The following is a 15,096-nucleotide window of genomic DNA, read 5'->3' as shown; positions in this document are numbered from 1 at the left end:
TTTTATTATGAGAAGACTTTTACCCAGTATCTTTTATTGGTGATAATCTTCCAGCAAGGCTTCAAACTCAGATACTGACATACCCAGCTGTTGGCTGGCAAATTCAGTGCTTAATACATGTTGGCGAACTAGATTTGCTAACATAGCGAAACCGCCTTCTGCACGCCCTCTCTCCAACCCTTTCTCCTCAGCTTGCTCCAAAGCATAGTCCTGTGCTAACAAGGCTTGTTCTTCTCGCATACGTAGTTGACTAAACATTTTCCTGTCCTCCTCGGACCAGCTCTTATAGTCCAGCAGTTGGTCTGCTTGACTGATGGCTCGCTCAGGTTGCTGGGTAAAGGGTTTATTCCCGAAAAACTCCAACCACGGCTTGCGAACGCTATCTTTGCTGGTTTCTCTGTATTTTTTAAGTTCTAAGAACGCCATCTTAACAAGATGGTTTTCTTGACCGTTACTTGTGATGGTTAAGACTTCACCTGTCGTGTCCTCTCGCATGCTAAAACTATGGAAGGCCAAATCATCTGAAAAGTAATTGCTGTCCACAATTGCGATAGCATATACTGGTGCGATGTGTTTATAGCTCTGATGAGTATCACCTTCTCGTTGACGAATTTTTTCTAGGTTTTGATTGACCTGACTGCAAAGGTAAGCCCACAGGCGATTGATGAAAAAATTCTGATGATGCACCTGAATTTCGATGATAACTTGAGTGCCATTGTCTAGTTCAGCTAAAACATCTATACTGGTATAGAAATCTTGGGCCGAGTACGGCATGGAAGGCAAGACGTGAATATTGCTTCCTTCCAAAATGGTTACATTTTTTGCTGGCAAGTCCAGCATATCGCGGATAAATTGACAAGTGATTTCTGGATTGCTGAAAATTTTCTTAGCAACCAAATCATTAGTTGGGCTAATGCCCGGATGACGTACAGTCATATTTCTTCTCCTTTCATTATAGCACATTTTTTAATCTAATTTGCTAGATTTGATGCTTCTATCTATTTATTCGTAAAAGAGAGTGAAAAGTTCAAACTTTCCTGAAAATAGCAATACATTAAGTAAAAAAAGATAGCCAAACTCTTTCCATCAAGAAATTTAGCTATCTTTTTTAGGTTGTTTTAAGATTGCATAACGCTTACAGATTTCTCACTTATGTTCTTCCAGCAGTGCCTCAAACTCAGCCACAGTCATGCCTAATTGCTGGCTGGCTACCTCAGAAGTCAGAAGACCTTGGCGGACCATATCTAGGAAGGCAAAAAGTTTTCCACGTTCAAGTCCTTGTTCTAAACCTTTTTCGATGCCCTGTTCAATCCCCTCTGCGCGACCACGCTCCAAGCCCTTTTCCTCAGCTTGTTCCAAAGCATAGTCCTGTGCTAACAAGGCTTGTTCTTCACGCATACGTAGTTGACTAAACATCTTCCTGTCCTCCTCGGACCAGCTCTTATAGTCCAGCAGTTGGTCTGCCTGGCTGATGGCTCGCTCTGGTTGTTGGGTAAAGGGCTTGTTGCCGAAAAACTCCAACCACGGCTTGCGAACCTCGTCTTTGCTGGTTTCTCTGTATTTTTTAAGTTCTAAGAAAGCCATCTTAACCAGATGGTTTTCTTGACCGTTATTTGTGATGGTTAAGACTTCACCTGTCGTGTCCTCGCGCATGCTAAAGCTATGAAAAGCTAAGTCATCTGAGAAGTAGTTGCTGTCCACAATTGCGATAGCGTATACTGGTGCGATGTGTTTATAGCTCTGGTGTGTATCACCTTCTCGTTGGCGAATTTTTTCAAGGTTTTGATTGACCTGACTGCACAGGTAAGCCCACAGGCGATTGATGAAAAAATTCTGATGATGCACCTGAATCTCAATGATAACTTGAGTGCCATTGTCCAACTCCGCTAACACATCTATACTGGTATAGAAATCCTGCGCCGAGTAGGGCAGGGAAGGCAAGACATGAATGTTACTTCCCTCCAAAATGGTCACATTTTTGGCTGGTAAATCCAGCATATCGCGAATAAATTGACAAGTGATTTCTGGATTACTAAAAATCTTTTTAGCAACCAAGTCATTAGTTGGGCTAATGCCCGGATGACGTAAGGTCATATTCTTTCTCCTTTCATTATAGCACATTTTTTAATCTAATTTGCTAGATTCTATGCTTCTATCTATTTATTCGGAAAAGAAAGGGAAAAGTTCAAACTTTCCTGAAAATAGCAATACATTAAGTAAAAAAAGATAGCCAAACTCTTTCCATCAAGAAATTTAGCTATCTTTTTTAGGTTGTTTTAAGATTGCATAACGCTTACAGATTTCTCACTTATGTTCTTTCAACAGTGCCTCAAACTCAGCCACAGTCATGCCTAACTGCTGGCTGGCAATCTCAGGTGTTAAAAGATGCTGGTGAACGAGATTTGCTAACATTGCGAAACCGCCTTCAGCTCGCCCACGCTCTAGTCCCCGCTCCAAACCCTTTTCTTCAGCTTGTTCCAAGGCATAGTCCTGCGCTAACAAGGCTTGTTCTTCGCGCATACGTAGTTGACTAAACATTTTCCTGTCCTCCTCGGACCAGCTTTTATAGTCCAGCAGTTGGTCTGCTTGGCTGATGGCTCGCTCGGGTTCTTGGGTAAAGGGTTTGTTCCCGAAAAACTCCAACCACGGCTTGCGAACCTCGTCTTTGCTGGTTTCTCTGTATTTTTTTAATTCCAAGAATGCCATCTTGACCAGATGGTTTTCTTGTCCATTGTTTGTGATGGTTAATACCTCACCTGTCGTGTCCTCGCGCATGCTGAAACTGTGGAAAGCTAGATCATCTTGGAAATAATTACTATCCACAATTGCAATAGCGTAAACAGGTGCTATGTGTTTGTAGCTTTGGTGGGTATCACCTTCACGCTGGCGAATTTTTTCAAGATTTTGATTGACCTGACTGCACAGGTAAGCCCACAGGCGATTGATGAAAAAATTCTGATGATGTACCTGAATCTCAATGATAACTTGGGTTCCATTGTCCAACTCCGCCAAGACGTCTATACTGGTATAGAAATCCTGCGCCGAGTAGGGCAGGGAAGGCAAGACGTGAATATTACTTCCCTCCAAAATGGTCACATTTTTTGCTGGCAAGTCCAGCATATCGCGGATAAATTGACAAGTGATTTCTGGATTGCTAAAGATTTTCTTAGCAACCAAATCGTTAGTTGGGCTGATGCCCGGATGACGTACAGTCATATTTCTTCTCCTTTCATTATAGCACATTTTTTAATCTAGGCTCACTAGATTCACTGCTTCTATCTATTTATTCGGAAAAAGTAGAAAAAGAGTAGAAAAAATGTCAAATTGTCTCATTTTTTAAAGAAATAAGTGTAAAAGTTAATGGAAATCTAAAAGCAAGCTGGAAAGGTCTCAAAGCACGGCGCTGAGCTTGCTGATAGGAGGAAGTAAGTCCATAAGATGCACACGACAAGGCAAGGATGATGAGGCTTCATCTTTGGTGTTGGCTTACTGATGATGGACTTCTAACCTAGCTTTGGTCTTAGTAAAAAGAGTCGTCTTTCCATTCAAAAAATTTGAAGTTTCAAGCCGACTGGTGTATAATATATTCATGAATTGTATTCTATTATATAGGAAGTAATAGGGCACAATATATATATATATATGGAGTGTAAGAATGAATCATCAGAAAAAACAATTAAAATACAGTATACGGAAAGTGAGTGTCGGTGCAGCTAGTGTTGTCATTGGGGCGCTCTATCTTTTGATGGGAGCTGGGATTGCTCATGCTGAGGGCGTGGAGTCTGCTAGAGAAGCTGAGAGGACAGCAAACCCGACAGATCCAGAACAGTCGGGAAATGGAAAGACAGGAAATAAGCCTGACCTCAGCAATACTGATGCAGCAGCAAACACCTATAATGCTCCCGTAGCTGAAAATCCGCTAGTAGCTCCAGAAAGTACGAAACCTCGTACTCGTAGTAAAAGAGAATTACCTGATGGGGATACAGGAGAGACACCAGCTGGCGCTACAGGGACTGAATCAGGAGAGAACCAGCCAACAGGTGAAAACTCACCTGTACTGGATGCCAATCGTAAAGGTGAGACAGTAAAAGACGATCAGCCTGGGGTACATGTACCTACAGATGGAGAAAAGGGTTCGGATGATAAGAATGCCAACTTAAGATTTGATGCTCCTGGTGAGAATGCTACAGTTGAGTACATGTACAAAATCATCCAAAATATGCCGGATGACTTCCAAAACAACGAGCGTTCATACTTGAGAAATATGAACACCCTTGGTGATGCACTGAGATTTAAAGACGGAAAAGTCGTTAAAGATGAAGATGGCGAGAAACTACAAGATGGTGAAATTCGTGAAATTAACGAATTCGGTGGTTGGAAAGCTATAAACGGTGGAACGTTCGCCATCGGTAAGAAAAATGCTCAAGGGTATTTCACTGGTTGGTACTATAAAAAGGGTTCAACCATAGAAAAAGAGCAAGGTGGGATGCTTGGTTCTGACGCCCTGGACCGAGTCTACGTCCACGAGCAAGCCCTAGACCGTCGTTTTAATTACATGTTGATGCTTGCTAAAGGACGTACTATCGCCAATAAAGAAGATAAAGCACAAGATAAATCTCCGTTTGATATAAAGACAGCAAATAACAAGGCTAATAAAGAGAAGCTTAATAATTTACCTGTAAAAGAGAAGGAAGATATTCTCCAACATTCTCCAAATATTGAGGGATTCAATGGAATAGAAAAAACCTTCACTGCCTTTTCTACCAAATATGGAAGTCGCTTGAAAATCGACTTTGTGACAGGGTATATCTCAGACTATGAAGGGTCAAAAGGGACTTATCGTATCGTTGTTAAAGCGATTAAAAAAGGTGAGACTGAGAATACTACTAAAGAAGAAACTATCTATGACCACACTATCAACCGAATTGACGGAGTAGTAGAGAACGAAGAACGTTACAGCCAAGGTGTGGATTTAAGTGAGGTTAATAGATCAATTAAAAAGCTTTTAAAGAACGAGTACGATAACAAAGTCAATACTCTTGCAGCTGAAAAATATAAGAAAAAATATCCAGATGAAGGAAGAACAAATAGAGACAAACTAGCAGCTTTGAAAGAGGAAGTAAAACAAGAACTCGCTAAAAATGGAGATGCTATAGTTGAGTTGCCAGTAGATAAGGATAAATTAAATGAAAAAACCTTCAAAAAGGAGACTGGTTTTAAAGAAACGTTTACTAAATATGGAAATGATTTAAATAATCATTTAAAAAATATGACGGATAGTGAGGTTAAAAAAAACTCTCCAACATGGAATAATTTTTCTATGGAAAAAAATGCAGATGGAACAATAAAAAGTAAAGACCCAGATCGTGTCTATAAATTATTAGATTTTGTATTGCCGACTGCGAAAAAAATTATCTATCATGGAGATACAGACCAATTAGAACTCCAAACGGATCCAGAAAAAGTGAAGAATCATCGTGAAAAACTTGAAGCTAGACTGAAAACAAAAGAAGCTAGTTTTGCAAGCAGTACGAATGAAGTGGAAAAAACTAAACTAAAAAAAGAAATCTCTGCCTTAAAATCAGCCATTGGATCCACAAATGCCTACACTTACCTGGAAGCAAGAAACGGAAGTAAAGAAGCAAAAATCCTTGGCTCACACATGGAAGCAACTGAACAACCTAGTACAAGTGACCTAACAGAAACTGAGTACAATAGCATAAAGACCAATGAACTTGCTGCGAAGGCAGAAAAAGGTCTTGAAAGATTCACTTCCTACTTTGTCGAAAAATACAAAGTTGCACGTTCAGAGGTGATTTCTGATGAGGAATTATCAGAAAAAATTCATGCGGAAATTGGTGGAGATAATGACAAACTAGGTAAAGGTGGATACTTCTCAACAGGAGATATTCCATTAGGTAAAGACGTTGTAGCCTATAAAGTGCAAGTGTTTGCGGAAAATGAAAAACGTGTTGGTGTTAACAAGCAAAGTCCAAGACTTCAATATAACTTACCAATCCTAGCCGATTTCTCAGTAATCCAAGATACCGTAGAACCGTCTAAAGAAGTAGCCAAACGAATCATTGATAAACAGGTGGAAGATAAAAAAATTCCACCAGAAGAAGGGAAAAAACTCAAAGGAAAAATCGATGAAAGTAAGAAAACATCGGAAGTTAGAAAAGCTATCTCTGGTAATGTAAAGGTCAAGTATGTCGATGAACAGGGACAAGATATACCACTATCTGAAGAAGACGCTAAAAAAGTCGGAGAAAAATCTGATAATGGTACCTACTTCGTAGAAAAAGAAGCCCTTATTGGGTCAAGCTACGATGTAACAAGTAAGAAATTACGTGGGATTAACACAGGTGAGAAAAAATACCGCCTTAAAAGATCGTTAAATGATGGATTATATGCAGGATCAGAGGCTGTTACAGGCTCAGTGACTTCAACTGATAAGATTGTAACCTTTGTCTACGAAGAAGGGGAGCCAGCCAAAGCAAAAGCAGTTGTTCATGTGAAGAAGCAACAAGAAGCAGGAGACCCTGTCGAATTAGTTGACCATAAGCTAAATCTTGAAACAGAAGTAGGCGAAGAATTCCCATCAAAATCTGTAGAAGACAAAGTAAAAGAGTTGCAAAACTTAGGATATGAAATCGTCGATAATACCTTTACAAAGGGAATTCCTGATTCAAGAAAAGGAGACGACAAAGAGGATAAAGACGGAGAAGAGCCAACGCAGTCTTATACGATTACTGTAAGAGAAAAAGTGGAAACAGTAACAGAGCCGAAAAATCCAAACGATCCAGTAGATCCGAATAACGGAGAAGGACCAAAATGGCCAGAAACAGGACTAAAAGAATCTGATCTTAAAAAAGAAGTAACAAGAACAATTACTTACGTTAAGAAAGAAACACCAGACGGACAAGAAGAGCCAAGTGGAGTAGAAAATAAGGTAGATAAAGTTCTATTCAAACGTACTGCAACATATAACTTGGTTACTAAAAAAATCACTTATGGGGAATGGACGGCAACTACGGATGAAAGCCATCCAGCAAGTCAATTACCAGCAGTCGATACACCATTAAAAACTGGCTATGTAGCGGATATTAAACAAGTAGAAGGGCAAGATGCTCCAAAACCTACTGAGACTGGTGAAGTAACAAACATTGAGAAAAAAGTTGTTTATACTAAGTTAGGATCATGGGTACCGAAAATACCAGGAAAAGATTCAACACCAATTCCATATCCAAACGATCCAAAAGATCCAACAAAACCTAAATATCCAGATTATCCAAAAACACCGGAAAATCCGGATGGAACACCAAACCCTCAACCTGAGAACCCAGGAGGAAATAACACTCCCGGTGGAGGCAATGAGACCCCAGGTGGTGAAACTCCAGGAACTCCTGAAAAACCAAAAACTCCAGAATTGCCGGTAATTCCATACGAACCAGGATACACACCAAAAATTGGTGAAACACCGTTAGAACCAGTTGATCCAAAAGATCCTAAAAAAGGATACAAGGTACCAGAAATACCAAAGGATCCTCAAAATAATACTATAATTGAGTACAAACCAAATCCACAAAAAATTCTTATCAAAGTTGTAAACGTCACAACTGGAGAAGAAGTAGAATTACCTAAAGAAAAACTTGAATTCAATGGCGTTTCTGATCAAGTAGTAACAACAGAAGATAGGGAAAAAGTTGATAATAAAATTGCATCTTTAAAACAACGAGGATATATCGTATCAACGAAGAACCCTATATCAGAAACAACTAAATATGATACAAAGGACGATTCTACAGAACCAACACAAATTTACAAAATTGTAGTAAATGAACTTATATCAAAAGATAAAGAAATTATACCAGTAACACGTACAATTAAATACGTTCAAATCGATGTTAAAGACGGAAAAGAAGTCAAAACAGAACTTAATACAGAAAAAATCAAAACAAAAGTAGATAAAGTTGAATTTTCAAGAGATGCATCTACTAGTTTGACAACATATATAACAAAATTTGGCAATTGGGATGCTGAAACAAAAGAGTTATTAAAAGTTGATACACCTGTATTAGATGGCTACCTTGCAAATGTCGCATCTGTAGAAAATAAAACTGTTCAACCTGCTACAGAATCATATGAGGTGACAGTTGAATACAGAAAAATCGGTTCATGGATACCGAATGTACCAGGAGGAAAAACTCCAACACCAATTCCGTATCCAAATGATCCAGATGATCCAACTAAGCCTAAGAATCCAGAATATCCAACCACTCCGCCACAACCAGGTCAACCAGTACCGAAAGTGCCAGTGATTCCATACGTTCCAGGTTATACACCTAAGACACCAAACGGAACTCCATTAGTACCTATAGATCCGGAACATCCAGAAAAAGGATATAAGGTGCCACCAGTTCCAGAAACGCCAAATGATCCTAAGATGGATACACCAATCAAGTATACACCAGATGGACAAAGAGCTATTGTCAAATTTGTTGTCGTAGGCGAAGACGGAAAAGAAACGGAGCTTGTTGCTTCAAGGATGTCGCTGACAGGTAAAACTGGAGAGAAAATCCCAACAGAAAACTTTAATGATACATTGAAGAAACTAACAGGTGACCCAGTTAATAATGGTGACTACGAGTTAGTAGACAATCCTCTGAAAGATGGAGCGACATTTGACAACGTAAAAGATGAAGAAGGAAAAGATCCGTCTCAAGTCTTTGTTGTGAAGTTACGTCAAATCTATGTTATTCCACCGACACCGAGAATTGTCGAACGTCCAAGCGGTAATACTGTAGAAGTTGACGTGCCAAATAAAGATGCCGATACTTTATCTATTACATTTACAAAACGAAACAGTACTGAAAAAGAAACTATCGTTACGAAGAAAGATAAAGATGGTACGTGGAAAATTGAAAAATCTCCAGTTGGAGTGACTATCAATCCGACGAATGGTCGTGTTTATATTCCAAGTGAACAAGTTCAACCGAAGACATGGGTAGATACGCAAACAAAACATAAATACAAACAAAGTAAGATTGTTAGTGTTATGCCGAATATTCTTGATGTACCTAAATTTGAAGGAACAACAGAATGGATTGACGTAAATGGAAATGTCTTAAGACCAACTGAAAATGGTTTACATGAAAAAGGTCGAATTGCAAATCATGTTTGGTTGGAAAGTCGTTTGGAAGGAAATAAAGTCACACATATTTTCTTTGCAGGTTCTCCATCTGTAGACAAGCCAGAATATAAAATTACAGTCTGGTTTGATAAAGATGGTAATCCACTTAAACCAGATCAACCAGGTACTCATGAAGCTGGAAATATTCCAGGATACAGATATATTACAACTGTAACGGAGGATGGTATTACGATTCATAGATTTGAAAAGATACCGCCAGTTCTTCCTAACGAACCAATTCCAGATAGACCTGAGGAGCCAAACCCACAACCAAATCCAGAGCATCCAAGTGTTCCGACACCAAACCCAGAACTACCGAACCAAGAGACTCCAATACCAGAGCCAACTCCAGAACCAGATACTCCAAGACCTGAAACTCCAGTGAGTCCAGATCCAGAAGTTCCGACTTATGAGACAGGTAAGAGAGAGGAGTTGCCAAACACAGGTACAGAGGCTAATGCTGGCTTAGCTGGGGCAGGATTGTTGACCTTGTTAGCAGGCTTGGGACTAGGATTCTTCAAGAAAAAAGAAGATGAATCCGAATAATATAGAAAACGTTGCTTCTTGCCAAAAGTTGGATGAGTTATCTGGCTTTTGGCTCGGAGTCAACAACCTAGAAACTAAGATAAAAGTAAAATTGAGGAAAATATGTCAAGACAATCAACTAAGAATAAAAAATACGCTCTACGCAAAATCGGAAAAGTTTTCGGTTCCTGTGTAGTGGCTACTGTCATTACCCTAGGTGGTGTTGCAATAATGGCACCAAATGTTACAGTTTATGCTTCAAATACTGAAGCGGACCCCGGAGAGAATAATATTACAGATTTCGCATCTAATGATGATGGGTATGAAGTTCGAGTACCTAAAGGGAAGAGGTATGAAAGTGATGATACAGTCGAAAGTCATAAACCTATCTTGAAACATACAGGTCACGATGGTAGAAGCTTTATCTTGAAAGCTAAAGAGAGTGAAAATTTAACCAAAGAAGATATTGATAACCATTTTGAAGACAATCCTATGGGATCATTATTTGAGAAATTATACGATACAGATGAAAATGGAGAGGTTGATCCTGAATATAAAAGAGCTGATGCTGATGCGATAAACGCAAATGCAGGTAACCCAATTGATGGTACAAACTTTGTTGAACCTAAAGTAAGTGATGTAGATACAAGATACCCTCATCGTGTTGATGCAGGGGTAACGAATATTGCTGACATATATGACAGTAATGGTGATGGTAAACCGGATAATGCTGATGGTCAGATTGATGACCAAGATACTATTGTAGAGGCTAATAAACCGATCACAGTTAATGAAAACTCAGAAGATAATGAGATCAATGAAGATGGGACAGTTGTCTTATCTAAGTATTATCGTATCCATGTCAACAAAGGAGATACAGCCGATAAAGACGATGATATCTATGTAGTTGGTACAAAACCAACAGTCACAATCAATGAGATTGATTTTAAAACGATTTATGAGCCAAATGATCAAGATGTTGCCGGAAATCAAACAATAAAAACTCCTGGTAAAAAAGGTACTTCTACAACGACAACTACCTATACAGTCAATCCAGAGACAGGTGCACGTACAGCAAATCCATCTACAACAGTGGAAACAGAAAAACCTGTTAATAAAGTTGTTTTAGTTGGAACAAAACCAAAAGTAGAAGAAAAAGAACTACCATTTACAAGACGTTATGTAGAAGATAATACAAAAGATAAGGATTATCGAGAAACAACCCAACAAGGTGTTAAGGGTAAGGAAACAAAAACAACTACTTATACGTTGGATACAACGAATGGTACAGTTACAGAAAACAATCCAACAACGGTTACAGAAGAACCAAAAGAAGAAATTATAACAGTTGGAACAAAACCAAAAGTAGAAGAAAAAGAACTACCATTTACAAGACGCTATGTAGAAGATAAAACCAAAGACAAGGATTATCGAGAAACAACCCAACAAGGTGTTAAGGGTAAGGAAACAAAAACAACTACTTATACGTTGGATACAACGAATGGTACAGTTACAGAAAACAATCCAACAACGGTTACAGAACAACCAAAAGAAGAAATTATAACAGTTGGAACAAAACCAAAAGTAGAAGAAAAAGAACTACCATTTACAACACGCTATGTAGAAGATAATACAAAAGATAAAGATTATCGAGAAACTACACAAACAGGAGTAAAAGGAAAAGAAACAAAAACAACTACTTATACGTTGGATACAACGAATGGTACAGTTACAGAAAACAATCCAACAACGGTTACAGAAGAACCAAAAGAAGAAATTATAACAGTTGGAACAAAACCAAAAGTAGAAGAAAAAGAACTACCATTTACAACACGCTATGTAGAAGATAATACAAAAGATAAAGATTATCGAGAAACTACACAAACAGGAGTAAAAGGAAAAGAAACAACAACTACAACTTACACAATGGATCCAAACACAGGAACTGTGACAGAAAACACTCCAACAGTAGTAAGAGAAGAACCAAAAGAAGAAATTATTACAGTAGGAACAAAACCAAAAGTAGTGGAAACACCAGAGACTCCACAACCAGGACAACCAACCGCTCCTGAGGAAGCACCAGCTCAACCAGGTCAACCATCTGAGCCTGAAGACCAACCAAATCTTAAGGTAGCTCCGCCGACTATCGCTATTGTGGAAGAACCAAATAAAGCAAGCATCGAAGTAAAAGCTCCTAAAAAAGATGCAGATACAGTCAAAATTATCTATCCTAAGAGTAATGGCTCTGGTAATGAAGTTCTAACTCTTACCAAGCAACCTAGTGGTGAATGGACTTTAGACAAACAACCTGAAAATGTTACATTAGACAAGAAAACAGGTACTGTAACCATTCCACGAGAATCAGTTGTCAATAAACAAAAAGTCCAAGCTCGAGCCAAGCATAAAACGAGTGATTATACTCCGTTTGTATACGCTGCTTTATCAATCGAAGCAGCAAACCCAGAGCATCCAGTAACGCTATGGGTAGATAGAGCAGGTAAGGAGATTAAGGAAAAAGTAGTTGGCAAAAAAGTACAGGCTGGCGAAATTGCAGGCTACAAGTGGCTATCTAGTCGCTTAGAAGAAGGTATTTTGACGCATACATTTGAGAAAGTAGCGAATGGAACTCCAATTTTACCAGAAAGCCCAACTAGTCATCCAAGGACTCCATCAAGTTCGCCATCAACTTCAACGCCAGAAAAACCAAACAAAGTTGAAACTCCAGCGGTTCGTACAGTATGGCGCGATGAAAACGGAAAAGACTTGAAAATGCCATCAGTTGATAAGCAAGAAGCAGGTGAAGTTCCAGGCTATGAATTTGTTGAGAGTCACCGTGAGGGAGATAACTTGATAGTTCATGTGTTTAGAACCAAGCAAGCTCAAACTCCTGCTCCAAAAGACCAAACTCCAAGCCCAACACCATCTAAAGTTTCAGAACAAAAAGGTGAAGCAGTGGCTACAGCTACATCAGAAAAGACAGTAGATAGTGCAACATCTACAAAAACATCTGATAAAGCAGAGTTGCCAAACACAGGTACAGAAGCGAATGCTAGCTTGGCTAGCGCTGGTATCATGACCTTGTTAGCTGGTCTAGGATTAGGATTCTTCAAGAAAAAAGAAGACTAAAAACTCATAGTTTTTAAGAAGATGATTCGTCATCTTCTTTTTTGGCTCTTTGTCAACTGTAGTGGGGTGGAGAAAAGCTAATACTTTTCGAAAATCTCTTCAAACCGCGTCAACGTCGCCTTGCCGTAGATATATGTAACTGNNCTACAACCTCAAAGCAGTGTTTTGAGCAGCCTGCGGCTAGTTTCCTAGTTTCCTCTTTGATTTTCATTGAGTATAAGATTAAGAAGAAGCTGAGAAAAAGCCTCTCAAATCAGAAAAACGCATAGTATCAGGTGTTCAAAACTTGAGACTATGCGTTTTATTGTGGGAAGATTTACTTTATTTTCTCCGGAAGTTGAGTTTTGGTCCAGTCTCTTTAAATTATATGTTATCTTAAATTCAGAACAGAACATTATAACTTATAAAACATTGCTAGAAATTGATTCGACTTTACTATCCTATTTGTTCAGAGTTTATTTCCTTTTGCTATAAAGTTTGAATTTCTTTTGTTTTTTCTACTCTTTTTCCGAATAAATAGATAGAAGCATCAAATCTAGTAAATTAGATTAAAAAATGTGCTATAATGAAAGGAGAGCAAACATGACTGTACGTCATCCGGGCATTAGCCCAACCAATGACTTGGTTGCTAAGAAAATCTTTAGCAATCCAGAAATCACTTGTCAATTTATCCGCGATATGCTGGACTTGCCAGCAAAAAATGTAACCATTTTGGAGGGAAGCAATATTCACGTCTTGCCTTCTTTACCCTACTCGGCACAGGATTTCTATACCAGTATAGATGTTTTGGCGGAGTTGGACAACGGCACTCAAGTTATCATTGAGATTCAGGTTCACCATCAGAATTTTTTCATCAATCGCCTATGGGCTTATCTGTGCAGTCAAGTCAATCAAAATCTTGAAAAAATTCGTCAACGTGAAGGTGATACCCACCAGAGTTACAAGCATATCGCACCTGTTTACGCAATAGCTATTGTGGATAGTAATTATTTCCAAGATGATCTAGCTTTCCACAGTTTCAGTATGCGCGAAGACACGACAGGTGAAGTCTTAACCATCACAAATAATGGACAAGAAAACCATCTGGTTAAGATGGCGTTCTTGGAATTAAAAAAATACAGAAAAACCAGCAAAGACGAGGTTCGCAAGCCGTGGTTGGAGTTTTTCGGGAACAAACCCTTTACCCAGCAACCCGAGCGAGCTATCAGTCAAGCAGACCAACTGCTGGACTATAAGAGCTGGTCCGAGGAGGACAGGAAGATGTTTAGTCAACTACGTATGCGTGAAGAACAAGCATTATTAGCACAGGACTATGCCTTGGAACAAGCTGAAGAAAAAGGTTTAGAGCGTGGGAAAATATCTACCTTTCTTGATTTAGTACATCAACATGTTTTAACTTCCGAATTTGCGAGTGAGCAATTAGGTATGTCAGTTGCTGAGTTTGAGTCACTATTGAAAGACCGTAATAAATAAGACCTAAAAATACAGAGAAACCAGCAAAGACGAGGTTCGCAAGCCGTGGTTGGAGTTTTTCGGGAATAAACCCTTTACCCAGGAACCCGAGCGAGCCATCAGCCAGGCAGATCAACTACTGGACTACAAAAGCTGGTCTGAGGAGGACAGGAAAATGTTTAGTCAACTACGTATGCGCGAAGAACAAGCCTTGTTAGCACAGGACTATGCTTTGGAACAAGCTAGGGCAGAAGGTATTGAACAGGGGTTGGAATGTGGTCTTGAACGTGGAAAACTTTTTGCCTTCTTAGACATGGTTCGTCAACATGTTTTAACTTCTGAATTTGCCAGCCAGCAGTTAGGAATGACTGTCGCTGAGTTTGAGTCACTCTTGTAAACGAGCGAAAATGTTTAGCTAGCTATCTTGCAAAAAAATAAGTAGAGTTTATAATCCAAATACTTTTTAATACCAAGAATAAGCAGAGCCGGTTTTTCTAGGATATTTGGGTTAAGACGATTGTCTTGAATGCCTTAGGGAAACATGCTATACTACTTGTATGATTATTTTACAAGCTAATAAAATTGAACGTTCTTTTGCAGGAGAGGTTCTTTTTGATAATATCAACCTACAGGTTGATGAACGAGATCGGATTGCCCTTGTTGGGAAAAATGGTGCAGGTAAGTCTACTCTTTTGAAGATTTTAGTTGGAGAAGAGGAGCCAACTAGCGGAGAAATCAATAAGAAAAAAGATATTTCTCTGTCTTACCTAGCCCAAGATAGCCGTTTTGAGGTTGCAGAT

The 15,096-nt window shown here is 39.0% G+C and carries 8 protein-coding genes; 5 read left to right on the top strand and 3 right to left on the bottom strand.

The features are described 5' to 3' along the window. Positions 1–33 precede the first annotated feature (33 nt). The 3 genes from HT728_RS08715 to HT728_RS08705 form a co-directional block, all read right to left on the bottom strand. Entirely contained in the window at positions 34–936 is a 903-nt protein-coding gene (locus tag HT728_RS08715) for an Rpn family recombination-promoting nuclease/putative transposase (RefSeq protein WP_173234823.1), read from the bottom strand. A 210-nt stretch (positions 937–1,146) separates the two neighbouring features. Next, positions 1,147–2,094: an Rpn family recombination-promoting nuclease/putative transposase gene (locus tag HT728_RS08710; protein WP_173234821.1), complete on the bottom strand. Its 948-nt coding sequence runs from the start codon at positions 2,092–2,094 to the stop codon at positions 1,147–1,149. Positions 2,095–2,304: 210 nt separating this feature from the next. Beyond that, on the bottom strand, positions 2,305–3,216 hold the full coding sequence (locus tag HT728_RS08705) for an Rpn family recombination-promoting nuclease/putative transposase (RefSeq protein WP_173234819.1): 912 nt from the start codon (positions 3,214–3,216) through the stop codon (positions 2,305–2,307). A gap of 439 nt (positions 3,217–3,655) precedes the next feature. On the opposite strand from HT728_RS08705, the gene HT728_RS08700 reads away from it, so the two are divergent. The 5 genes from HT728_RS08700 to HT728_RS08680 form a co-directional block, all read left to right on the top strand. Next, a complete protein-coding gene (locus HT728_RS08700) occupies positions 3,656–9,739 on the top strand; it encodes a YSIRK-type signal peptide-containing protein (RefSeq protein WP_173234816.1) in 6,084 nt (2,027 codons plus the stop codon). A gap of 102 nt (positions 9,740–9,841) precedes the next feature. Continuing rightward, positions 9,842–12,844, top strand: a complete 3,003-nt coding sequence (locus HT728_RS08695; protein ID WP_173234813.1) for a G5 domain-containing protein — start codon at positions 9,842–9,844, stop codon at positions 12,842–12,844. A gap of 582 nt (positions 12,845–13,426) precedes the next feature. Further along, positions 13,427–14,317: an Rpn family recombination-promoting nuclease/putative transposase gene (locus HT728_RS08690; RefSeq protein WP_173234811.1), complete on the top strand. Its 891-nt coding sequence runs from the start codon at positions 13,427–13,429 to the stop codon at positions 14,315–14,317. A 49-nt stretch (positions 14,318–14,366) separates the two neighbouring features. Beyond that, positions 14,367–14,693 (top strand): damage-inducible protein CinA, encoded by a 327-nt coding sequence (locus tag HT728_RS08685; RefSeq protein ID WP_173234809.1) that lies wholly within the window; start codon positions 14,367–14,369, stop codon positions 14,691–14,693. A gap of 160 nt (positions 14,694–14,853) precedes the next feature. After that, the coding region (locus HT728_RS08680) for an ATP-binding cassette domain-containing protein (protein WP_172924303.1) at positions 14,854–15,096 on the top strand (243 nt) is incomplete at its 3' end.

The sequence above is a fragment of the Streptococcus sp. 544 genome, from assembly GCF_013277385.1.
Taxonomy (GTDB): Bacteria; Bacillota; Bacilli; order Lactobacillales; family Streptococcaceae; genus Streptococcus; species Streptococcus mitis_BA.
This window is presented reverse-complemented; position numbering and strand designations above follow the sequence as displayed.

What these genes read in the sequence shown, in the direction of transcription:
- HT728_RS08715 (WP_173234823.1), bottom strand. Translation starts at nt 936, where the DNA reads ATGACTGTACGTCATCCGGGCATTAGCCCAACTAATGATTTGGTTGCT.
- HT728_RS08695 (WP_173234813.1), top strand. Translation starts at nt 9,842, where the DNA reads ATGTCAAGACAATCAACTAAGAATAAAAAATACGCTCTACGCAAAATC.
- HT728_RS08700 (WP_173234816.1), top strand. Translation starts at nt 3,656, where the DNA reads ATGAATCATCAGAAAAAACAATTAAAATACAGTATACGGAAAGTGAGT.
- HT728_RS08690 (WP_173234811.1), top strand. Translation starts at nt 13,427, where the DNA reads ATGACTGTACGTCATCCGGGCATTAGCCCAACCAATGACTTGGTTGCT.
- HT728_RS08710 (WP_173234821.1), bottom strand. Translation starts at nt 2,094, where the DNA reads ATGACCTTACGTCATCCGGGCATTAGCCCAACTAATGACTTGGTTGCT.
- HT728_RS08705 (WP_173234819.1), bottom strand. Translation starts at nt 3,216, where the DNA reads ATGACTGTACGTCATCCGGGCATCAGCCCAACTAACGATTTGGTTGCT.